The following is a 22,261-nucleotide window of genomic DNA, read 5'->3' on the forward strand; positions in this document are numbered from 1 at the left end:
CGCCGCGCCGCCCGCCCGGCGCTTGCCGGCGCGGCGCGCGCCGGTGTGGCCGGTGGCCTCGCCGGGCTGCTCGCCGCGCTCGCCGGGCTGGGCGTGAGCCGCTGGCTCGACAGGCTGGACGGCGGCACCCCGACGACGGCCGCGGCACTCGGTCAGGGCATGCTGTCCGGGGTCTTGGTCGGTGTCGTGTTCCTCGTCGTGGTCTGGTTCGTCGACCGGCGGGACGTACGGCCGCTACTGACCGGGGTGGTACGCCGCCTCGGCCGGCGAGGGCCGCGGGGCCGGGCCGGTACGTCGACGCCGGGCGCGGTCCCCCCGGAGCGGGGCGACGGGAAGGAGACGGCGGTTCGGTGAGCGTTGTCAACACCAACCGGCGGTGGCCGGCATGACGGAGACAAACGGCTGGTCGGGCTCCGTGGCGCTGCTGCTGGCTTCCAGCACCGGCGGGGTCGGCCAGCACGTCCGCTCGGTGGCGCGCGGGCTCGTCGCGGCCGGTGCCACCGTGCTCGTCTGCGGGCCGGCGGCCACGCAGGAGCAGTTCGACTTCACCGGCGTCGGCGCGCGTTTTGAGCCGGTGGAGATCCCGGCCAGCCCGACCCCCGCCGACGCGCGGGCGGTGCTCGCCCTGCGGCGGGCGCTCGCCGCGGCCCGCGTCGACGTGGTGCACGCCCACGGCCTGCGCGCCGGTCTCGTCGCCGTGCTGGCCCGTCCGTCCGCCCCGCTGATCGTGACCTGGCACAACGCGGTCCTCGTGGGCGGCCTGCGCGGCGGGGCCTCGCGGCTCGTCGAGCGGGTGGTTGCCCGGGGCGTCCGGGTGGCGCTCGGCGCCTCCACCGACCTGGTCGAGCGGGCCGCCGCGCTGGGCGCCGCCGACGCCCGACTCGCCCCGGTCGCCGCCCCGGCGCTGCCCGCGCCGCGTCGACGCCGCGCCGCCGTGCGCGCCGAGTTCGGCGTACGACCGGAGCAGCCGTTGCTCGTCTCGGTGGGGCGGCTGCACCCGCAGAAGCGCTACGACGTGCTGATCGACGCGGCCGCCCGCTGGCGTACGCGTACCCCGCCGCCGGTCGTGGTGATCGCCGGGAGTGGCCCGGCGTACCTGCCGCTGGCCGCGCGGACCTCGGCAGCCCGAGCCCCGGTGACCCTGCTGGGGCACCGCACCGACGTGGCCGACCTGCTCGCCGGCGCCGACCTCGCGGTGGTCACCAGCGACTGGGAGGCCCGGCAGTTGTTCGCCCAGGAGGCGATGCGGGCCGGCGTGCCGCTGGTGGCGACCGCGGTGGGTGGCCTGCCGGAGCTGGTCGGCGATGCCGCCGCGCTGGTCCCCGCCGGTGACGTGGACGCGGTCGACGCGGCGGTGCGCGCGCTGCTGGACGACCCGGAGGCCCGGGCCGAGCTGGGCCGGCGCGGCGCCGAGCGGGCGGCGACGTGGCCCACCGAGGCGGACACGGTGGCCGTGCTGGCGGCCCTCTACGCCGAACTGACCGCCCGTTCGACTCCTCCGGCGGCCCCCGGCTCCGACGCGCCGATGACGGGACACCGGTGATGCTGCGTCGACTCGCTCCCGCCCTGTTGACCGTGCTCGTGGTGGTGTTGGGCGTCACCGCGCTGTCCGCCCGGCCACCCCAGGGCACCCCGCAGCGCACCGCCGACTTCGTGGTGCTCGCCGGGATCGCCGGACTGCGCTGGGAGGACGTCGACCAGCAGAGCACCCCGACGCTGTGGCGGATGGCCCGGGACGGCTCGATCGGCTCCCTGTCGGTGCGGTCCGCGCACCGGCCCACCTGCCCGGTCGACGGGTGGCTGACCCTCGGCGCGGGGAGCTTCGCCGCGTGGAACGGCACCCGGCCCGACGGCGGCTGCCCGCCCGCCGGCGTGGCCGTGGAGCAACCGGACGGGATCGGCGCGAACCTGCCCGACCAGGAGAGCGTGGTCCAGTACAACCAGCAGCGGCTGCCCTGGGGCACCATGCCCGGGTCGCTGTCGGAGTCGGTGCGCTGCTCGGTCGCCGTGGGTCCGGGCGCCGCCGTGGCCGCCGCCCGCCCGTTCGGCCGGGTCGACAGGTACGCCGCGGGGCTGCCGGCCGATCCGCGCCGGCTGCTCGGCTCGTGCGTGCTGAGCATCGTCGACCTCGGCACGGTCGAGGGGACCGACCCGGTGGCGCGTGCCGAGCAGGCGCGGGCCGCCGACGCCCAGTTGGCCCGGGTCCTGGCCGCCCGGCCGGAGCGGTCGCTGGTGTTGGTGGCCGGAATCTCCGACACCGAGCAGCCGTCGCGGCTGCACGTGGTGGTCGCGGACGGGCCGGGCTGGGAGCGGGGTTGGCTCACCTCGGCCAGCACCGGCCGCGACGGTTACCTGCAACTTGTCGACCTCGCGCCGACGGCGCTGACCGCGCTGGGACGGCCGATGCCGGAGCGGTTGTTCCTCGGCCGGCCGGCGGTCAGCACCGTCGGCCGCCCGTCCGACCTGACGGAGGCGATCAACGCGCCGGCGGACGCCGACCGGGAGGCGACGGCCCAGCGGGCCGTCTCCGGCCGGTTCTTCGCCCTGCTCGCCGGGCTTCAGGTGCTGCTGGCCCTGGCGGTGCTGCCGTTGCTGCGCCGGGCCCGACCACACGCCGGCCCGGCCGGCCCGACCCCGGTCTCCGCCCGCGTCGTGGCGGTGGTGGAGTTGCTGCTGGTGGCGGCCGCGTTGGCCGTTCCGGCCGCGTTGCTCGCCGACGCCGTGCCCTGGTGGCGGGGCGAACACCCCGGATGGATCTTCGGCGCGGTCACCGCGCTGCTGGTCGCGGGGGGCACCGCGGCGGTCCGGTTCGCCCCCGGGTACGCGAACACGCTCGGCCCGTTCGGCGCGGTGGCCGGCCTCACGACCCTGACCGTCGGGCTGGACGTGCTCACCGGGTCGAGCCTGCAGCTCAACAGCGTGGTCGGCTACTCGGCGTTGCAGGGTGGCCGGTACGCCGGGCTGAGCACCGTCGGGCTGGGAGTGTTCCTCGCCGGCGCGCTGGTGACCGGCGGGTGGTTCGGCCAGCGGGTGCACCGCCGCTGGCGGCCGGCCGTGATGGTCGCCGTGGGCGGTCTCGCCGTGGTGGTGGTCGGCAGCCCGTACCTGGGCGCCGACCCGGTCGGCGCGATCGCGCTGACCGCCGGGCTGAGCGTGGCCGCGGCGATCAGCGCCGGCGGCTGGCTGACCATCACCCGACTGGCGTGGGCCACCATGGCCGCCCTGGCGGTCGGCATCGGCTTCGCCGTGGTCGACCTGCGACGGCCGGCGGCCGAACGGGGGAGCCTCGGCCGGTTCCTGTCCGCGGTGGCCGACGGCACCGGCGGGTTCACCGTGCACCGGTCCAGCACGGCGAACTTCGAGACGTTGGTGAACAGCCCGTTGACCGTGCTGGCGCTGGCCGGCGGGCTGCTGGTGTGGTTCGCCCTGCTGCAGCCGTGGGGCGGGCTGCTGCGGCTGTTCGGCATCTACCCGGCGATCCGGGCCGCGCTGGGCGGCACGGCGGTCGCGGCGGTGCTGGGTGGCGTGCTCGACGGCGCGGCGCTGGACGTGGCGGGCGCCGCTGCCGCCCTGGTGGTGCCGATGGCCGCGCTGGCGTCGCTGCGCGTGCTCGGGCATGCCGCCGACCGGACCCGCCCGAACACGGGCCGTGCCCGGGAGAACGGGGCCGACGACGACTCGGGCTCCGGCGGCGACGGGCCAGCCGGGGGAGGCGACGGTCCGACCGGTGGCGGTGGACCGCTGGGCGCGGGTCACCCCCGGCCGATCGGCGGCCCGCCCGCAGCGCCCCCACGAGTGGTCGTGCTGCCCCCGGGCCCGGACGCGCCCGTGGGCACTCCGGTGGTCGACGGGCCCGCCCAGTCGCCGCCGGAGCGTCCGGCGGCGGACGCGGCGACCGGGGCGCCCTCCGCGCCGGCGCAGCGACGATCGGCGGACACACCGGCGGACACCCCGGCGGCGCCGGTCACCCGGCCATCGACCGAGGTTGCCGCTTCCTGACCGCCGGACGTCGTCCTGGTGACCCGGCGCTGTCGCACCCGGGGTGCGGCCTGCGAGTACCCGCCGCAGAGGTGTTACCGTGGAATCCCGTGGATCGCGTGATCACTTTGCTGATCGAGCACGGCGGTCTGCATGACCGCGACAGACGACACGGGAGCAGGCCTTGGCCCCATCAGCACGGACGACCAGGCACATTTTCGTCACCGGGGGCGTCGCCTCCTCGCTGGGTAAGGGCCTCACCGCCTCCAGCCTCGGCAACCTGTTGACCGCGCGCGGGCTGCGCGTGGTGATGCAGAAGCTCGACCCCTACCTCAACGTCGACCCCGGGACGATGAACCCGTTCCAGCACGGCGAGGTCTTCGTCACCGAGGACGGCGCCGAGACCGACCTCGACGTCGGGCACTACGAGCGTTTCCTGGACCGGGCCCTGTCCGGCAAGGCGAACGTGACCACCGGCCAGATCTACTCCGACGTGATCGCCAAGGAGCGCCGGGGGGAGTACCTGGGCGACACCGTCCAGGTCATCCCGCACATCACCAACGAGATCAAGTCGCGGATCCTGGCGATGGCCGACCCGGACGACGACGGCGTCCTGCCCGACGTGGTCATCACCGAGGTCGGTGGCACCGTCGGCGACATCGAGTCGCTGCCGTTCCTGGAGGCGATCCGCCAGGTGCGCCACGACCTGGGCCGGGACAACTGCTTCTACCTGCACGTGTCGCTGGTGCCGTACCTGGCGCCGTCGGGCGAGCTGAAGACCAAGCCGACCCAGCACTCCGTGGCGCAGCTGCGCAACATCGGCATCCAGCCGGACGCCATCGTGCTGCGCTGTGACCGGGAGATCCCGGTGAAGCTCAAGGAGAAGCTGTCGCTGTACTGCGACGTCGACGCCGAGGCGGTCGTCGCCGCGCCGGACGCCCCGAGCATCTACGACATCCCGAAGGTGCTGCACCGCGAGGGGCTCGACGCGTACGTGGTGCGCCGGCTCGGGCTGTCGTTCCGGGACGTGGACTGGGCGAGCTGGGACGACCTGCTGGAGCGGGTGCACCGGCCCCGGCACACGGTCACCGTCGCCGTGGTCGGCAAGTACGTCGACCTGCCGGACGCGTACCTGTCGGTGAGCGAGGCGATCCGGGCGGCCGGTTTCGGTCACCGGGCGCGGGTGCAGCTGCGCTGGGTGCCCAGCGACGAGTGCGTCACCCCGGCCGGCGCGGCGGCCGCCCTGGCCGGCGTGGACGGCATCCTCATCCCGGGCGGGTTCGGGGTCCGTGGCATCGAGGGCAAGATCGGCACGGCCCGGTACGCCCGGGAGAACGGCATCCCCCTGCTCGGCCTCTGCCTCGGCCTGCAGTGCATGACGATCGACGTGGCCCGGCACCTGGCCGGCCTGGACGGCGCCAACTCGCTGGAGTTCGACGAGCAGGCCGCGCACCCGGTCATCGCCACGATGGCCGACCAGGAGGACATCGTCGCCGGCAAGGGCGACCTGGGCGGCACCATGCGGCTCGGGGCGTACCCGGCGACGCTGACCGAGGGCTCGATCGTCGCCGAGGCGTACGGCAGCACCGACATCAGCGAGCGGCACCGGCACCGCTACGAGGTCAACAACGCCTACCGGGACGCGCTGACCAAGGCGGGCCTGCACATCTCCGGCACCTCCCCGGACGGCCGGCTGGTCGAGTTCATCGAGCTGGACCGGGATCTGCACCCGTTCTTCGTGGCCACGCAGGCGCATCCGGAGCTGAAGAGCCGTCCCACCCGCCCGCACCCGCTGTTCGCGTCGTTCGTCCGGGCCGCCGTGACGTACTCGCAGGCCGACCAGTTGCCGGTCGACCTGGAGGCCGCGTCCGAGACCCCGTCGGAGGCCCCGTCGGCGCGCAAGGCCGCCCGCAACGGCGCCGCGACGAAGGCCGCGTCGGCCTCGTGAGCGAGCGGAGCGAGCGAACCAGCAGGCTCAGCAGCGGGGCGACGGCGTGAGCGACAGTGAGCACCGCTACGAGGTGCGCTCCCGCGAGGAGCGCTACCGGGGTCGGATCTTCGACGTGGTCACCGAGGAGGTGACCATGCCGGGCGGCGGGACCGCGCTGCGTGACCTCGTCCGGCACGTCGGGGCGGTGGCCGTGGTGGCCCTCGACGACGCCGGTCAGGTGGTGCTGATCCGGCAGTACCGGCACCCAATCGGCCGGCACCTGTGGGAGCTGCCCGCCGGGCTGATGGACGTCTCCGGCGAGGAGCTGCCGGCCGCCGCGCTGCGGGAACTGGCCGAGGAGGCCGACCTCACCGCCGGGCGGATCGACGTGCTGGTCGACCTGCACAGCTCGCCGGGGTTCACCAACGAGATCGTCCGGGTCTACCTGGCCCGGGACCTGGCCGACGTGCCGGCGGGGGAGCGTCACGAGCGCCGCGACGAGGAGGCCGACCTGCAGATCGTCCGGATGGCCCTGGACGAGGCGGTCGACATGGTCCTGGCCGGCGAGATCACCAACGCGTCCGCGGTGGCCGGCCTGCTCGCGGCGGCCCGCGCCCGGGACACCGGCTTCGCGGCGCTGCGTCGGGCGGAGGCGCCGCTGCCGCGCTGAGCGCCGCCGCCGGTCCTTCCCGATCGGTGGGTACGCGAGACGGGGCCCCGCGGTCAGCCGCGGGGCCCCTTCTCGTGTCGGCGTGGCCGGTCAGTCCCGCAGCGGGCGACCCTGCGCGTCCGTGCCGCCGTTGACCAGGATCAGGATGCCGTCGATGACGCCCCAGAGCGCGCCGACGCCGCACGTCACCAGGCTCACGACGAGCTGGAGAACAGCGATCTTGGTGTGTCCGGTGTAGAACCGACCGGCCCCGAAGGTGCCGAGCAGGATGCCGAGGATGCCCGCGACGACCTTGCTCTTGTCGGAGTAACCCGGGGCGTACCCGGGCTGGTATGGAGGAGTGGTCATGGGCGGACACACTAGTGATCCACTCGCCGGCTGTCCGCACCGCCACACGGCAGATGGGACGATAATGGGCGAACACTGTCCTGACGGCTGAGGTGACGTCCCAATGCCGGCCCGTTCGGCGCCCTGACACTCCGTCAGGTCACCCGGGCACCGGATGCCACTGTGCTGGCTCCCGGCGCGGCCGGACGCGCCTAGACTGCCGCCGGCGGGACCGGTGGACCGTGGCGGCAATGGGGCCGTCGCGGCACCGAGCAGTCGGGGGGAAGCAGCCCCGAAGAGAGGTGTCTGCATCGTGAAGGTCGGAATCCCACGCGAGGTCAAGAACCACGAGTACCGCGTGGCGATCACGCCAGCGGGCGTCAACGAGTTCACCCGCAGCGGCCACCAGGTCTTCGTCGAGTCCGGCGCCGGAGTCGGCTCCAGCATCACCGATGAGGAGTTCGCCGCGGCGGGCGCCAAGATCCTGGCCACCGCCGACGAGGTGTGGGACACCGCCGAGCTGGTGCTCAAGGTCAAGGAGCCGATCGCCGAGGAGCACCACCGGATGCGCGAGGGGCAGGTGCTCTTCACCTACCTGCACCTGGCCGCCTCCAAGTCGTGCACGGACGCGCTGGTCGACCGCAAGGTCACCGGCATCGCGTACGAGACCGTCGAGCTGCCCGACCGGTCGTTGCCGCTGCTCGCCCCGATGTCCGAGGTGGCCGGCCGGCTCGCCCCGCAGGTCGGCGCGTTCTACATGATGCGCACCGGCGGTGGGCGCGGCGTGCTGCCCGGCGGCGTCTCCGGCGTGTACGCGGCGAAGACCGTCGTCATCGGCGCCGGCGTCTCCGGCATGAACGCCGCCGCCATCGCCCTGGGCCTGCAGTCCGAGGTGCTGCTGCTGGACAAGAACGTCGCCCGGCTGCGCCAGGCCGACGCCATCTACCGGGGTCACCTGCAGACCGTCGCCTCGAACGCGTACGAGATCGAGCGGGCCGTGCTCGACGCCGACCTGGTCATCGGCGCGGTGCTGGTGCCCGGCGCGAAGGCCCCGACGCTGATCTCCAACGAGCTGGTCTCCCGGATGAAGCCCGGCAGCGTGCTCGTCGACATCGCCATCGACCAGGGCGGCTGCTTCGAGGACTCGCGCCCCACCACGCACGCCGACCCGGTCTACAAGGTGCACGAGTCGATCTTCTACTGCGTGGCGAACATGCCCGGCGCGGTGCCGAACACCAGCACCTACGCGCTGACCAACGTCACCCTGCCGTACGCCCTGGAGTTGGCCAACCACGGCTGGCGCGAGGCGCTGCGTCGCGACCCGGCCCTCGCCCTGGGTCTGAACACCCACGACGGCCAGGTCACCTACGGTCCGGTCGCCGAGGCGCACGGCATGCCCGTGCTCCCGCTGGCCGAGGTCCTGGGCTGACCGACTCCACGGCCGAACGGGCCGGTGCGGGCGTCGAGCCCGCACCGGCCCTGCGCCGTGCCGTCCGCGGCTACCTCGACCACCTCACCGTCGAGCGCGGTCTGTCCGCGAACACCCTCGCCTCGTACCGCCGGGATCTGGACCGCTATCTCACGACTCTGACCGACGCCGGCGTCGCCGACCTCGCGTCGGTCGGCGCCGGCGTCGTCGAGTCGCACCTGGCCCGGCTGCGCGCCGGAGACGACGACCATCCGCCCCTCGCCGTGTCGTCCGCCGCCCGCGCGGCCAGCGCGGTCCGCGGCCTGCACCGCTTCGCGCTGCGCGAGGGGCTGGCCGGCGCCGACCCCAGCCGCGACGTCCGTCCGCCCACCCCGCCGCGCCGGCTGCCCCGCGCGCTGGGAGTCGACGACGTGGTCCGGCTCCTGGAGACCGCCGGTGCGATCACCGCGACCGGCGAGGACGCGCCGCTCGCGCTGCGCGACCGGGCGCTGCTGGAATTCCTCTACGGCACCGGCGCGCGGATCTCCGAGGCGATCGGCGCCGCGATCGACGACCTCGACGCCGACGAGGGCACCGTGCTGCTGCGCGGTAAGGGCGGCCGGGTGCGGCTGGTGCCGATCGGCGGGTACGCCGTCGAGGCGGTGCGCGCCTACCTGGTCCGGGCCCGCCCCGCTCTGGCCGCCGGCGGCAAGGGAACCCCCGCCGTCTTCCTGAACGCGCGCGGCGGGGCGCTGTCCCGGCAGGGCGCCTGGGCCATCCTGCGCCGCGCCGCCGGGCGGGCCGGCCTGCCGGTCGAGGGCGCCGCCGCGGTCTCCCCGCACACCCTGCGCCACTCGTACGCCACCCACCTGCTCGACGGCGGCGCCGACGTCCGGGTGGTCCAGGAGTTGCTCGGCCACGCCTCGGTGACCACCACCCAGGTCTACACCCTCGTCACCGTCGAGCGGCTGCGCGAGGTGTACGCCACGGCCCACCCGCGCGCCCTCGGCTGAACCCCGGCCGTCGTCGGCTTCGACACGCCGGGCCGGTGCCGAACGCCCTGCTGGTCGGTGGCGTACAGTCGGCATCGGCGCGGACCTCCTGGGGCGACACGACCGGGGTGCGCAGCGGCGCCGCGAAGGACGTCGGACGGCTCCGACGCCGGGTGGGTCGTCGGGAGGGGGCAACGAGCACATGGCTGGCAACGGTGACCGTGCCGAGACCTGGACGTCGGAGCTCCGCGAGCAGCAGGCCACGCTCGGCGCGGACCTGGGTCCCGCGGACCCGGCTGCCTACACGATGCGCAAGCCGATCCCCGAGCCGATGCCCACCGACCGGCACGGCCCCGCGCGCATCATCGCGATGGCCAACCAGAAGGGTGGCGTCGGCAAGACCACGACCACCATCAACCTGGGCGCGGCGCTGGCCGAGTACGGCCGCAAGGTGCTGCTCGTCGACTTCGACCCGCAGGGCGCGCTCTCGGTGGGCCTGGGGGTCAACCCGCACAACCTCGACCTGTCCGTCTACAACCTGCTCATGCAGGACGACGTGACCGCCGAGGACGTCCTCATCAAGACCGACGTCGCGGGTCTGCACCTGCTGCCGGCCAACATCGACCTCTCCGCCGCCGAGATCCAGCTCGTCAACGAGGTCGCCCGGGAGATGGCCCTCGCCCGGGTGCTGCGGACCGTCCGCAAGGAGTACGACTACATCCTGATCGACTGCCAGCCGTCCCTCGGCCTGCTGGCGATCAACGCGCTGACCGTCGCGCACGGCGTGCTCATCCCCCTCGAATGCGAGTTCTTCAGCCTGCGCGGCGTCGCGCTGCTGCTGGACACCATCGACAAGGTGCGCGAGCGGCTCAACTTCGACCTGGAACTCGAAGGCATCCTCGCCACCATGTACGACAGCCGCACCACCCACTGCCGGCAGGTGCTCCAGCGGGTGGTCGAGGCGTTCGGCGACAAGGTCTACCAGACGGTCATCACCAAGACGGTGAAGTTCCCCGAGTCCACCGTGGCCGGTGCCCCGATCACGACGATGGACCCGGCGTCCTCCGGGGCGCGCAACTACCGTCAGTTGGCCCGTGAGGTGATCGCCGCCCAGTCGGAGCGGTAGCCGGAACGCCCCGTGTCCGTGTCGTGGACTACGGTCGTGCGGTGACCGCGCCACCCCTCGACCCGCCCGAAGCCGCTGCTGCGGCCGTGGTCGACGGCGTGCCGCCCGCCGCCCCGCCCGCCGACCTGGCTGCCGACACGGCTGCCACCGGCTTCACGGTGCGGCTGGCCAACTTCACCGGCCCGTTCGACCTGCTGCTGCAACTGATCGGCAGGCACAAGCTCGACGTCACCGAGGTGGCCCTGCACACGGTCACCGACGAGTTCATCGCCTACATCCGCGCCATGGGCGACAGCTGGGACCTCGACGAGGCCAGCGAGTTCCTGCTCATCGCCGCGACCCTGCTCGACCTGAAGGCGGCCCGGCTGCTGCCCGCCGCCGAGGTGGAGGACGAGGCGGACCTGGCCCTGCTGGAGGCGCGCGACCTGCTCTTCGCCCGGCTCCTGCAGTACAAGGCGTACAAGGAGGCCGCCGCCCACATCGCCGAGCTGGAGGCGGTCGGCGGTCGCCGGTATCCCCGGGCGGTCAGCCTGGAGCCCCGCTACGCCGAGGCGCTGCCCGACCTGGTGCTCGGCATCGGCCCGCAGCGACTGCTGAAGCTGGCCGTGCGGGCGATGACCCCGAAGCCCGTGCCGGAGGTGTCCATCGCCCACGTGCACATGGTCCGGGTCAGCGTCCGCGAACACGCGGCGATCCTCGCCTCCCGGCTGCGCCGGGCCGGCACGGCGACGTTCTCGCTGCTGTGCGCGGACTGCGAGGCCACCCTGGAGGTGGTGGCACGGTTCCTGGCGCTGCTGGAGCTGTACCGGGAGGGCCTGGTGGCCTTCGTGCAGGAGCAGGCCCTGGAGGAGCTGACCGTGCGCTGGACCGGCCCGGTCGACGGCGAGACCGAACTGCACGTCGACGAGTACGCCGGCACCCCCGCCGACCCCGACCCGCCCTCGGGGCCGGAGCCGACGGCGGAGGCCGGGCCTGGATCGGCGGGGGAGGCCGGCGCGGAGTCCGCGGGCGCGGGCGGAACGGGAACGACGGAGGGTGAGCGGGATGAGTGACGAGGAACGCCGGGACTCCCTGGCCGACCAGGCCGCCGCCTGGGTCCCGCCGTGGAATCGTCCCCGCCCACCGGCCCCAACCCCTGCCGAGGCGCCCGAGTCTGCCGAGTCTGCCGAGCCCTCCGACGCTGCTGAGACTCCCGACGCTGCTGAACCTGCCGAGGCTGCCGCCGCTCCCGCGTCCGCCGGTGCACCCGAAGCGCCCGCGCAGCCCGACACCCGCACGGTCGCCGGGGCTCCCAGCGCCGTCGGGGTCGACGGGGAACGCGACACCGACCAATCCGCAAAATCACCTGGGGCGGTCACCGTCCCGCCGATGTCCGCCGAAGATCTTGGAGGCAAGTCGCCCCTCCAGGGGCCGCAGTCTTCCAAGATCTCTGCCGAGTCTGCCGAGTCTGCCGAGTCTGCCGAGTCTGCCGAGTCTGCCGAGTCTGCCGAGTCTGCCGAGTCCGCCGAGTCCGCCGAGTCCGCCGAGTCCGCCGGATCCGCCGAGTCCGCCGGATCCGCCGAGTCCGCCGGATCCGCCGGGTCTGCCGAGTCCGCCGAGTCGGGCGAGCCCTCCGAGCCTCGTGAGGCGGTCGGGGTGGCCGAGACTCCTGCGGCTCAGGTGGGGGAGCGGGCTGGGGGCGTACCTCGGCGGGAGGTTGTGGGGCGGCGGCGGGTGACGGCCGCGCCGGAGCCCGCGCCCGACCTGCCCGACGCCGAGCTGCGCGGCGCGCTGGAGGCGATCCTGCTGGTGGTGGACGAACCGGTCAGCGAGCTGGTCCTGGCTCAGGTGTTGGAGCAGCCGGCCGAGCGGATCGGGCCGATGCTCGACGAGATCGCCGCCGGTTACACGGCCGCCGGGCACGGGTTCGAGCTGCGCAGGGCTGCGGGCGGTTGGCGGTTGTACACCCGGCCGGAATACGCTACGTACGTCGAGCGGTTCGTCCTGGACGGGCAGTCCGTGCGGCTGACCCAGGCGGCGTTGGAGACTCTGGCCGTGGTCGCGTACAAGCAGCCGGTGACCCGGTCGCGGATCTCGGCCATCCGGGGTGTCAACTGCGACGGCGTCATCCGTACGCTTGTCACCCGCGGCCTCGTTGAGGAGTGCGGCGCCGAACCGGACAGCGGGGCGTTCCTCTACCGGACCACCACGCTGTTCCTGGAGAAGCTCGGGCTGAACACCGTCGACGAGCTGCCACCTCTCGCACCCTTCCTGCCCGACGACGTAGAAGAGCTTGCTGATGCGACCCGATAACCGTTCCCCGAAATCCGACGCCCCCGTCTACGAGGGGGCGGAGCGCCTGCAGAAGGTGCTCGCCGCCGCCGGCGTGGGCTCCCGGCGTGCCTGCGAGGACCTGATCTTCCGACGCCGGGTGACCGTGGACGGGCGGGTCGCGAAGCTCGGCGACAAGGTCGACCCGGCCACTGCGGTGATCCACGTGGACGGCGAGCGCCTGCAGGTCGACATCCGCCTGGTCTACGTGGCGATGAACAAGCCGCGTGGGGTGGTCACCACCATGGCGGACGAGAAGGGACGCACCGAGCTGGCCGACTTCATCGGCAGACGGCTGGATCAGCGGGTCTACCACGTCGGGCGGCTCGACGCGGACAGCGAGGGCCTGCTGCTGCTCACCAACGACGGCAACCTCGCGCACAAACTCATGCACCCCTCGTACGAGGTGCTGAAGACCTACCTGGCCGAGGTGGTCGGGCCGATCCCGCGCAACCTCAGCAAGCGGCTCCTCGCGGGTGTCGAGCTGGAGGACGGACCGGTCAAGGTCGACTCGTTCAAGGTGGTGGGCACCCTGGGCAAGAGCGCCCAGGTGGAGCTGAGCCTGCACGAAGGGCGCAAGCACATCGTCCGGCGGTTGATGGACGAGGTCGGGCACCCGGTCACCCGTCTGGTGCGTACCTCCATCGGTCCGATCCGGTTGGGCGACCTGCGCACCGGGCGTCTCCGGCGCCTGACCAACGCGGAGGTCGCCGCCCTGTTCAACGCGGTGGGTGACTGACCCCCGAGGTTCGGGGTACGGCTGCCGGTAGGCTCGCGACGGCCGGAACGCGGCCGCCGGAGGTGGCGTGGGTCGCCTCGGGCGGCGGCGCGCGTGGGTCCGCCACGGACCCCGGGCATGATTGATGACGATTGACAAACCGCTTGCGGCGCCAGAGCACCGGGCGATCCGTGAGGTACGGGCTGAGGAGGACACGGTGGAGGAAAACGTACGGGCCGGGCGATGTGTGGTCGCTGTGGACGGGCCGTCCGGTTCGGGTAAGTCCACCGTGTCGCGGCGGCTCGCCGCCGGCATCGGTGCGCGCTACCTGGACACCGGGGCGATGTACCGGGCGATCACGTGGGCCGTCCTGCGCTCCGGCGTGGACCTCACCGACACCGCGTCGGTGGCCAAGGTCGCCAGCGAGGTCAACCTGCACATCGGCACCCATCCGCAGGGGTACGCCGTGAGCGTCGACGGCGTGGGAGTGGACGCGGAGATCCGCGGCCCCGAGGTGACCGGGGCGGTCTCCGCCGTCGCCGCCGTGCCGGCGGTCCGCGAGCTGCTGGTGGCACGGCAGCGCGAGATGATCGCCAACGCCGGTCGGATGGTGGTCGAGGGCCGTGACATCGGCTCGGTCGTGGCCCCGGACGCCGACCTGAAGGTCTTCCTGACCGCCTCCGAGGCCGCACGGGCTGCCCGGCGCAGCGCGGAGGACGCCGCCGACGTGGCGGCCACCGCCGCCGACCTGGCCCGCCGGGACCGGCTCGACTCGACCCGCAAGGTCAACCCGTTGGCCCAGGCGCCGGATGCCGTCGTACTGGACACGACCGAGCTGGGCATCGACGAGGTCGTGCTCCGGCTGCGTGACCTGCTCACCGAGCGGGGCGTGGCATGAGCGATCCAGGTGGATGGGTTGAGTTGCGCGAGCCCGACGTCGCCGTCGAGGAGCCGACCGGCCCGCAGCCGGTGGTGGCCGTGGTGGGTCGTCCGAACGTGGGCAAGTCCACCCTGGTCAACCGGATCATCGGCCGTCGACAGGCAGTCGTCGAGGACGTCCCCGGCGTGACCCGCGACCGGGTGCCGTACGACGCGCAGTGGAACGGCCGGTCGTTCACCGTGGTGGACACCGGCGGTTGGGAACCGGACGCGAAGGACCGGGCCGCGGCCATCGCGGCGCAGGCCGAGACGGCAGTGGTCACCGCCGACGTGGTCCTCTTCGTGGTCGACGCCATGGTGGGCTCCACGGACGTGGACGAGGCCGCGGTGAAGATGCTGCGGCGCAGCGCCAAGCCGGTGATCCTGGTGGCGAACAAGGCCGACAACACCGCCATCGAGATGGAGGCCACCTCGTTGTGGTCGCTCGGCCTCGGCGAGCCGTTCCCGGTGTCCGCGCTGCACGGACGCGGCTCCGGTGACCTGTTGGACGCCATCCTCGCCGCGCTGCCGGAGGCCCCGGAGATCGTGGAGAACCGGCCGCGCGGGCCGCGCCGGGTGGCGCTTGTCGGTCGGCCGAACGTGGGCAAGTCCAGCCTGCTCAACCGGTTCTCCGGCGAGGAGCGGGCGGTCGTCGACTCGGTCGCCGGCACCACTGTGGACCCGGTGGACAGCCTGGTCGACATCGGCGGTCAGACCTGGCAGCTGGTCGACACGGCCGGTCTGCGCAAGCGGGTCGGCAAGGCCAGCGGCACCGAGTACTACGCCAGCCTGCGTACCGCCGGCGCGATCGAGGCCGCCGAGGTGGCCGTGGTGCTGCTGGACGCCAGCGAGCCGATCAGCGAGCAGGACCAGCGGATCCTGACGATGGTGACCGAGGCGGGCCGGGCGCTCGTCATCGCGTTCAACAAGTGGGACCTGGTCGACGCCGACCGCCGGTACTACCTGGACAAGGAGATCGACCGGGAGCTGCGCCGCATCCCCTGGGCGATCCGGCTGAACCTGTCGGCGATGACCGGCCGCGCGGTGGACAAGCTGGCGCCGGCCCTGAACAAGGCCCTCGCCAGCTGGGAGACCCGGGTGCCGACCGCGCACCTCAACCAGTGGCTGACCGCGCTGGTGCAGGCCACCCCGCACCCGGTGCGCGGCGGACGCGCGCCACGCATCCTGTTCGCCACCCAGGCCGGGGTGGCGCCGCCGCGGTTCGTGCTCTTCACCACCGGCCCGCTGGACGCCGGATACCAGCGTTTCGTCGAGCGCAAGCTCCGCGAGGAGTTCGGGTACGAGGGCAGCCCCATCGAGATCTCGGTACGCCCCCGCAAGAAGCTCGGCCCCGGCGGCCGAGGCAAGGCGCACGGCTGACCCTGCACGCCCAAAATGCCGGATGGTCCTCCGAGGCCATCCGGCATTTCCCTACCCCACCCTCCTAGGACGCTCTAGGCGGTGTGCGGTGGTTCGCGACCCGCACGACCCGGGTGGGGCCTGTGCGGACGACCGGCAGGCGCTGCGCTAAGCTGTACCGGCTGTCGCAGGGGAAACCTTGCGGGGGCGGGACGTGGCGCAGCTTGGTAGCGCACTTGACTGGGGGTCAAGGGGTCGTCGGTTCGAATCCGGCCGTCCCGACAGAGTTTCGGCAGGTCAGAGGCCTTGATTCACTTCGGTGAGTCGGGGCCTTTTGCCGTTTCGTCTCACAATTTCTCACGTACGCCCGTACTGCTGAATTTGGGCGCTGGAGTTACCCGAACAGGCCTGATTCGAGGTGCTCGGCCGCCACCTTGAGGTGGCTGCTATCGGGGTGGACGTAGACGCGTTTGGCGAGCGTGCCGCCGTCGGCGTGGCCGGCCCAGGCAGCGAGGACGACGTCGGGCACTCCGGCGCCGGCGAGGTAGGTCAGGCAGGCGTGGCGGGCATCGTAGGGCCGCACCTTCCGCACGCCGACCTTCTCCATCAGCTTGTAGACCCTGCGGCGCAGCCAGTCGGTGCGTTGGGGGCGGCCGAGCTCGTCGACCAGAACGTAGCCGCTGTCGACGTAAGCCTCGCCAGCCTGCAGGCGTTCCTTCTTCTGCAGGGTCTGGAAGGCCTTCAGCGCCTTCGCGACCGTGACGGGCATCGGTAGCCCGCGCCTGCCGGCTGCAGACTTGGCCTCCTTCTCCTCGATCTCGCCGTCGACGAGCGTCCGGGTGTTGTCGCCGGCGGCGATCGTGCCGGCCTGGAAGTCGACATCGGACCACCGCAGCCCGCACACCTCAGCGGGTCGCAGGCCCATGAGTGACAGCAGGCAAGGGGCATGCAGGCGCTCGCCGGTGAGGCCGGCCAGGAACAATCTCACCTCCTCCTGGGTCCAGGCTTGCGCTTCGCCTTCTCCTCGGCGGCGGCCTTCGCCGCTGCGCGGGGGATGGTCACGAACGCCGCGACGTTCCGCACCACGAGCTGGCGGCGAACCGCGACGTTCAGCGCGGTCCGGAGCCGGCCGAGAGTCAGGCGGACGGACCGGACACCCAACCCGGTTCCCGGCTTGCCGCCCCGGCGTCGTCCTGCCTTCAGCATCCAGTCGATCAGCGCCTCGATGTCGGCCTCGGTGATGTCCTGGAGCGGCTTGGCACCGAGACGGGCGCGGACCGGCAGGAGCGCGTCGCGGTAGTTCGCGGTAGTTGCCCTCTCGACATCGCGGGTGGCAGACGTCAGCCACTCGTCGAGGAACTCGTCGACCGTGATCTTGCCGGGCTTGACGTACGTGCCGCGGTCGGTCTCGTGCTTGATCCGGGCGTACTCCGCCCTGGCCTCCTTCCTGGTGTCGAACGTGTAGGTGCGTTGGTCGCGACGTCCGTCCGGCTTGCGCCCGACATCGAGGACGAACCGGTACCGGGTCTTGCCGCTGCGAAGGGTGACCTTCTTGATCGGGTCCGAGGCGCTCACGTGCGTCCTGTTCCTTCCATGAGGGATGGGCTTCCGCCCTGTTCTCGTGCGTGAAGCTACTGCGCACTTGACTCGATGGTACCTAAAAGTGGTACCTATCCGTGGTGCCGGCCTGGCTCGTGAGTTGGTGGTTGGTGATAGGCGGTGTGGGATGTGGCAACCTCGACTCGTCACCTATTCGTTCTGACCGCCCGAGGAGTTGAGGCATGCCGCGACAGCGTCCTGTCGCCGAGAACCTGCCGCCGCTGCCGACACGTGAGAAGCGAGATCAGCAGGTCAAGATCCGGCTCACGCCTACTGAGCTGGAGAGGCTGACGGCGATGCGGCCTGACCTCACGCCGTCCGGAATTCTCGCGTTGCTCGTCGACGACGTGCTTGCCGGGCGATACTGGCCGACGTGGGCGGCCGCTGCGCCCGACGAGGCCGGCCGTCAGCGCGAGACGTAGTCAGGCGACCGTCCGGGCTGGAGCGTCCTCGCGGCGGGGCTGCGGCTGTTCGATGCCAATGAGCTCGAGCAGATCCACCGTGCGGACGCGATACGTCGCTCCGATCCGAAGCACCGGGCAGGGGAAGGCACCGCTCTTCGCCAGTTCGTAGGCCTTCGTTCGGCCGACGCCGAGAGCGCGAGCGGCGGTCGCGAGATCGACCATCGCCGGTAGTTGGAGTAGCTCGTCCCGGTTGAGAGTGCTGACCATCATCACCCTGCTCCTTAGGTCGAGGCGAGCGGACGCCTGAGCATCCGGCTGACAAGGCACGGTCTGACATGCCTCGACACGACCATGCTGTCTGCGCGTTGCTTGTGGCGCTACCTCTCTTTCGGCTGCCTAAGTCGAAGCGCCGGTAGCGCCTCGTTCATCCGGCGCCGGCTGCCGCTTAAGACGTTGACGGCAACGCAACCAGCGGGATCGCAGATTCGTGGGGTGGAAGTTCGGCGCACCAGGCGCGGCCCTCGGGTATTGCGTGGGAGAAGTTGCCCAGGATCAGGCAGAGCCGTTGGTCGGGCAGCGGCGGTGCAGGGTCTTGAGGAAGCTGTGGCACTCGCGCCAGCGTTTGCGGTCCCGGATGTGGTAATGCAGTTTCCCTTTGGCCAGGTCCAATGCGGCGATCAGGTGTCGCACGCCCTGGTCGCGGGTGTAGGTGGCCCGCAGCGGACCAGTTGTCCCGGATGTCGGCAGTTCCGGCGGGGTTGCAGGTTCAGCAGCTCGAACTTGTCAACACACAGGACCCGCCCGTCCGCGGATGGATGGTCGTAGAGGTCGAGGGTTCGGCGCATCTTCGACGTGAAGTCGGGTGGTCGACGCTAATCCCCGTGACGTGGCCCGGCAGCGATGAGGTGATCGCGCGGCTTGGGAAGCGACCAGCAGGAGAACGGTTGGCCGTCGAAACGGGGGGTCTGATGCGGTGCCGGGCGCCCTGATGCTCCGGGTGCAACCCGATCGTCGTGGGTGCATGCTCGTGTAATCCCTGCATGAGTCAGAGAACTCCATAATAGTATTGATTACTTCCTTGAGAACTTCTACTATGACCTCCATGGCGCAGAGTGACACCTTCGGCCGCCCCCAAGATTTCGCCGAACAGAGGGCGCTCTGGCGCAAGCAGGCCAGTGCGATCCCGGGTCTGCTCGGCGGTAAGGCCGTGTGGCTTCGGTTGGTCCTTGAGCTCGTCAGGCAGGTTGGCGAAGGTCGCGCGGTCGGCCTCGACATGAAGCCGGAGTTGTCGTTTGACATCGAGAGCGTCGAACGACGTCAAGGTGGCGCAGCTCCCAGACTGGAGCCCGCGACATGGCGGGACTACTACGGCTTCCTTCGCGGTCTCCAGCTCGTCGGAAACGCCGCGGACGAGCTTCACCTCACCGCGACCGGATTGCAGCTCCAGTCCGATCCGACGCCTGCACGTCTGGCGACGATCCTGGCCGATCGCATCAGGCTGTTCGCGGAGGTCCTATCGCTGATCGCCGTGGAGCCGCTCACCGTCGACGAGGTTGATGAGCGTATTCGAGCGCGATACAAGCAGTCCTGGAAAAGCAAGGGAAACACTCGCATCCGGATGGACTGGCAGGAGGTTCTCGGCCTGATCGAGGCAGTTGGCAACCGGCGGTGGGGCATAACGCCAGCTGGGCGGACTGTGCTTGTAGGTCGTGTGCTGGTGGGGCCTGATGCTTTCCGTGCAGCAGCTGCTAGCGTGGCCGAGATTCCTGAGGCTCCGGCCGAGATTGCTGCTCTTTTGGAGGAATTCTCGACGTCGGCGCGCACGCACGAGTCGCGCAACACCTACAACATTTGGGTGCCGAGTCCACCGTCGAATCCCAATAAGGTCGAAAATCTCAGAACCATCATGAATGCGACTCTGGGACGGATCGAACGGAAAGAGCTCTTCTCGTTCATATGCGAGACGTTCGACCTGAGGCGCAGCAGCGTAGAGTCGATGCTGCCGTTCCTGCGTGCGTCGGGGCTTCTCGTCGAGGTGGGTCGCGGGGTTTTTGAGGCCACACCAGCGGCGAGAGCCTGGGTCGAGTCAGGTGAGGACGTAAACTTCTTACGAATCTTGCACGCCAACATGCGATTCGTCGGCGAGATGATCCGTGCGGTTGAAAATGACGTCACTCGAAACGAGATGTACTCTGAAGCGGCCCAATTCGGGTTAAATATTGATAAGTGTCGCTGGATTGCCAGCTTCCTGCTCAACACCGGGCTGATAGAGGAGCCGCGCTACGGGAGTCTCCGGGCCACGCCGCGAGGGGCCGCGCTGGCGGCTGAATTGCCTCTAGCCGACGTGCCGAGCGCTCCGCATGAGCGTTCAGCTCAGACGCAGGACGCTCGGCGGGTGTCGGACGGACCTCAGTCGCTTCAGGTGAAGCAGGACCTAGCCCGCCTCTCCAGGGACCCTCTGGCCGGAGGCGAAGGTGCCGGACGGGCTTTCGAGAAAGCTATCTGTGACTCTTTTCTCGCTATGGGATTCGAGGCCCGTACGATCGGCAGATCTGGCGATACGGACATCCTTGTCCGATGGCGTAACGGCGACGGTTCACAAGCGACGGCGATCATCGAAGCGAAGGTGCGATCGTCCGGCCATGTTACCCACACCGACGTTAGCGATGTAGCGATCGAAACCCACAAAGGGCGCCATCATGCCAGTTTCATCGCAATCGTCGGTCCCGGCTTCAGCGGTGACACCATTAAGAACATGGCGTCGCAGAAGAAGTGGGTGCTGCTCGACGCCGACCGGTTAGGAACGCTCGCGGAGGCCTCGATCACCTTGGGGCTTCGGCCGTACGAAATAGGCCAGTTGTTCCTCGTTCCGAACGGACTTTCGGATCTCGACGACTTGATCGCAGACCGCCGGCGGGAGTTGGAAATCGTGTCGTTCCTGCTTGCCAAGCTCGCTGAGGAGGAGGGAGAGGCGGGCGAGGCGATTTCTGCCCGAGATATTTCTCGGGACGGGCGCAGAACGGAACTCCGTCCGAGTGTAGAAGAGATCGTCAATGCGATTGACGTCATGTCAAGCTTGCACGCCGGTGCCCTGCGGCTGGTCGACCCGGCTGACGACCCGAAATTCGCGACGTACGTTCTCGGGGATGCTCTAGCGGGAGCGAGGCGCCTCCGCGCGCTAGCCGACGCCATCTCACTGTCGACCCAGTGAAGCCCAGTAGGGCCCGCTACGCCTGTGAGTTCAGCTCCTTGAAGGCGAGACTTCAGGCCGATCCCGACAAGGGAACGCTCGCGACTGCGCCGCGAGCCGCATAACCGGCTCCCCAATTACCCACCCTGGTTGGTGCGTGGACCTGAGGCTGACCGGGCGCGGTACAAGCGTGTCCGTACTCGCGGCGGGAGGCCGCCCGATTTGACTTGGGCTGTGAGGCTAGGCCGATCGTTGTGGCGAGCAGTGTGTGTGGGATGTAAACCTCGCGGCGACGTCCGACGTCCCTAGCTCGGATCAATCAAACGCCTAGGGCGGCCGGTGCCGCTCGGCCTCTGAGAACGTGTTTGAGAAGCCTTCATGATCGGCGGCCTGTTGCCGTGACAGCTCCGCTGCCGATGTCCATAGTGGTCGGATGCCGCGCGTGCGTCGCTGCTACCCCTCGGACCTGACCGACGCCCAATGGGCTCTCGTTGAGCCGCTGCTGCCTCCACGGAGCACCAGCGGCCGGCCGGAGAAGCATCCGCGCCGCGACCTGGTGGACGCCATCTTGTATGTGGTGCGGACCGGCTGCTCGTGGCGACAACTGCCAATCGACTTCCCACCGTGGCAGACCGTGTACTGGCACTTCACCCGCTGGGAGGAAGACAAGGTCACCGAGCGACTGCTGGTCGCGCTGCGGCGGCGGGTCCGCGCCGCCCACGGCCGTGCCGAGGAGCCCTCGGCCGGGATCATCGACTCTCAAAGCGTCAAGGGCGCCGACACCGTGCCGGACAAGACCCGCGGCTACGACGCGGGAAAGAAAGTCAACGGCCGCAAGCGGTTCATCGTCACCGACACCCTCGGGCTTCTGCTGGTTGTGTGCGTCATGGCCGCGAGCGTGCAGGACCGCGACGGGGCCAAGACCACCCTGCTGTCGGCGTACCTGCTCACCCCAGTCAGGTTCGTCTACGCCGACGCCGGCTTTGCCGGAGTGCTGGTCGAATGGTGCCAGCGGATCCTGCGCACCACCCTGGAGATCGTGCGTAAGGCCCCTGGCCAGAAAGGGTTCGCGGTGATCGCCCGACGTTGGGTCGTCGAACGCTCGCTTGCGTGGCTGACCGCACACCGGCGGCTGGCCCGAGACTACGAACGCCACCCGGCCACCTCCGAAGCGATGATCCGCTGGGCCGCGATCAACGGCATGGTCCGCCGTCTCACCCGAGGCGGACCCGCTACCCGTCAGCAACGCAGGCGCTGGCCAGACGACGCATGAGATACCTTCCCAACCGCTTTCGGCGCACCCGGGGCTCCTGATCGGTTCTGCGACGCGAG

20 protein-coding genes, 1 tRNA gene and 1 pseudogene are annotated in these 22,261 nt (G+C 71.0%); 17 read left to right on the forward strand and 5 right to left on the reverse strand.

Annotated features, from left to right (window positions below; genetic code table 11):
* From ABZU46_RS18725 to ABZU46_RS18745, 5 genes and pseudogenes are all read left to right on the forward strand, one after another.
* Positions 1 to 354: pseudogene (locus ABZU46_RS18725) on the forward strand (virulence factor MviN); the annotation flags it as partial.
* Between the two features lie 31 nt (positions 355 to 385).
* Positions 386 to 1,543, forward strand: coding sequence for a glycosyltransferase family 4 protein (locus ABZU46_RS18730; RefSeq protein ID WP_354859370.1), 1,158 nt, complete (start codon positions 386 to 388; stop codon positions 1,541 to 1,543).
* Positions 1,543 to 3,999 (forward strand): hypothetical protein, encoded by a 2,457-nt coding sequence (locus ABZU46_RS18735; RefSeq protein ID WP_354859372.1) that lies wholly within the window; start codon positions 1,543 to 1,545, stop codon positions 3,997 to 3,999. The genes ABZU46_RS18730 and ABZU46_RS18735 overlap by 1 nt, the downstream gene beginning before the upstream one ends.
* 163 nt (positions 4,000 to 4,162) lie before the next feature.
* Positions 4,163 to 5,926: a CTP synthase gene (locus tag ABZU46_RS18740; RefSeq protein ID WP_354859373.1), complete on the forward strand. Its 1,764-nt coding sequence runs from the start codon at positions 4,163 to 4,165 to the stop codon at positions 5,924 to 5,926.
* Between the two features lie 46 nt (positions 5,927 to 5,972).
* Positions 5,973 to 6,578, forward strand: a complete 606-nt coding sequence (locus ABZU46_RS18745; protein WP_354859376.1) for an NUDIX hydrolase — start codon at positions 5,973 to 5,975, stop codon at positions 6,576 to 6,578.
* Positions 6,579 to 6,668: 90 nt separating this feature from the next.
* On the opposite strand, the gene ABZU46_RS18750 is transcribed toward ABZU46_RS18745, so the two are convergent.
* Positions 6,669 to 6,974, reverse strand: coding sequence for a TM2 domain-containing protein (locus ABZU46_RS18750; RefSeq protein ID WP_354859378.1), 306 nt, complete (start codon positions 6,972 to 6,974; stop codon positions 6,669 to 6,671).
* Positions 6,975 to 7,218: 244 nt separating this feature from the next.
* On the opposite strand from ABZU46_RS18750, the gene ald reads away from it, so the two are divergent.
* The 9 genes from ald (at position 7,219) to ABZU46_RS18795 (ending at position 16,018) form a co-directional block, all read left to right on the forward strand.
* Entirely contained in the window at positions 7,219 to 8,334 is a 1,116-nt protein-coding gene (gene ald, locus ABZU46_RS18755; protein WP_354859379.1) for an alanine dehydrogenase, read from the forward strand.
* Entirely contained in the window at positions 8,331 to 9,326 is a 996-nt protein-coding gene (locus tag ABZU46_RS18760) for a site-specific tyrosine recombinase XerD (RefSeq protein WP_354859427.1), read from the forward strand. The genes ald and ABZU46_RS18760 overlap by 4 nt, the downstream gene beginning before the upstream one ends.
* A gap of 181 nt (positions 9,327 to 9,507) precedes the next feature.
* Positions 9,508 to 10,431: an AAA family ATPase gene (locus ABZU46_RS18765; protein WP_030334877.1), complete on the forward strand. Its 924-nt coding sequence runs from the start codon at positions 9,508 to 9,510 to the stop codon at positions 10,429 to 10,431.
* A gap of 23 nt (positions 10,432 to 10,454) precedes the next feature.
* Positions 10,455 to 11,483: a segregation/condensation protein A gene (locus ABZU46_RS18770; protein ID WP_354859381.1), complete on the forward strand. Its 1,029-nt coding sequence runs from the start codon at positions 10,455 to 10,457 to the stop codon at positions 11,481 to 11,483.
* A gap of 316 nt (positions 11,484 to 11,799) precedes the next feature.
* Positions 11,800 to 12,723, forward strand: coding sequence for an SMC-Scp complex subunit ScpB (scpB, locus tag ABZU46_RS18775; RefSeq protein WP_354859384.1), 924 nt, complete (start codon positions 11,800 to 11,802; stop codon positions 12,721 to 12,723).
* Complete coding sequence (locus ABZU46_RS18780) at positions 12,710 to 13,480, forward strand: pseudouridine synthase (RefSeq protein ID WP_234581858.1); 771 nt, start codon at positions 12,710 to 12,712, stop codon at positions 13,478 to 13,480. The genes scpB and ABZU46_RS18780 overlap by 14 nt, the downstream gene beginning before the upstream one ends.
* A 196-nt stretch (positions 13,481 to 13,676) precedes the next feature.
* Entirely contained in the window at positions 13,677 to 14,357 is a 681-nt protein-coding gene (cmk, locus tag ABZU46_RS18785; protein ID WP_354859386.1) for a (d)CMP kinase, read from the forward strand.
* Positions 14,354 to 15,757 carry a ribosome biogenesis GTPase Der gene (der, locus tag ABZU46_RS18790; RefSeq protein ID WP_354859389.1) on the forward strand — a complete coding sequence of 468 codons (1,404 nt, stop codon included), beginning with the start codon at positions 14,354 to 14,356 and terminating at the stop codon, positions 15,755 to 15,757. Before cmk ends, der begins: the two co-directional genes overlap by 4 nt.
* Before the next feature lie 187 nt (positions 15,758 to 15,944).
* Positions 15,945 to 16,018, forward strand: a tRNA-Pro gene (locus tag ABZU46_RS18795).
* Positions 16,019 to 16,130: 112 nt separating this feature from the next.
* Here ABZU46_RS18795 and ABZU46_RS18800 read toward each other — a convergent pair.
* Together ABZU46_RS18800 and ABZU46_RS18805 are read right to left on the reverse strand one after the other, a co-directional pair.
* On the reverse strand, positions 16,131 to 16,718 hold the full coding sequence (locus tag ABZU46_RS18800) for a site-specific integrase (RefSeq protein WP_354859391.1): 588 nt from the start codon (positions 16,716 to 16,718) through the stop codon (positions 16,131 to 16,133).
* A gap of 2 nt (positions 16,719 to 16,720) precedes the next feature.
* On the reverse strand, positions 16,721 to 17,311 hold the full coding sequence (locus tag ABZU46_RS18805) for a hypothetical protein (RefSeq protein WP_354859392.1): 591 nt from the start codon (positions 17,309 to 17,311) through the stop codon (positions 16,721 to 16,723).
* A 206-nt stretch (positions 17,312 to 17,517) separates the two neighbouring features.
* Here ABZU46_RS18805 and ABZU46_RS18810 point away from each other — a divergent pair, with 206 nt between their 5' ends.
* Positions 17,518 to 17,757 (forward strand): hypothetical protein, encoded by a 240-nt coding sequence (locus tag ABZU46_RS18810; protein WP_354859395.1) that lies wholly within the window; start codon positions 17,518 to 17,520, stop codon positions 17,755 to 17,757.
* On the opposite strand, the gene ABZU46_RS18815 is transcribed toward ABZU46_RS18810, so the two are convergent.
* Positions 17,758 to 18,009, reverse strand: a complete 252-nt coding sequence (locus ABZU46_RS18815) for a helix-turn-helix domain-containing protein (RefSeq protein ID WP_354859396.1) — start codon at positions 18,007 to 18,009, stop codon at positions 17,758 to 17,760.
* Between the two features lie 282 nt (positions 18,010 to 18,291).
* Entirely contained in the window at positions 18,292 to 18,429 is a 138-nt protein-coding gene (locus ABZU46_RS18820; RefSeq protein WP_354859399.1) for a hypothetical protein, read from the reverse strand.
* Between the two features lie 412 nt (positions 18,430 to 18,841).
* Between ABZU46_RS18820 and ABZU46_RS18825 the strand changes: the two genes are divergently transcribed.
* On the forward strand, positions 18,842 to 20,950 hold the full coding sequence (locus ABZU46_RS18825) for a restriction endonuclease (RefSeq protein WP_354859402.1): 2,109 nt from the start codon (positions 18,842 to 18,844) through the stop codon (positions 20,948 to 20,950).
* Between the two features lie 412 nt (positions 20,951 to 21,362).
* Positions 21,363 to 22,202 carry an IS5 family transposase gene (locus ABZU46_RS18830; RefSeq protein WP_354859405.1) on the forward strand — a complete coding sequence of 280 codons (840 nt, stop codon included), beginning with the start codon at positions 21,363 to 21,365 and terminating at the stop codon, positions 22,200 to 22,202.
* Positions 22,203 to 22,261 lie beyond the last annotated feature (59 nt).

This window comes from Micromonospora sp. NPDC005197 (genome assembly GCF_040608295.1).
Taxonomy (GTDB): Bacteria; Actinomycetota; Actinomycetes; order Mycobacteriales; family Micromonosporaceae; genus Micromonospora.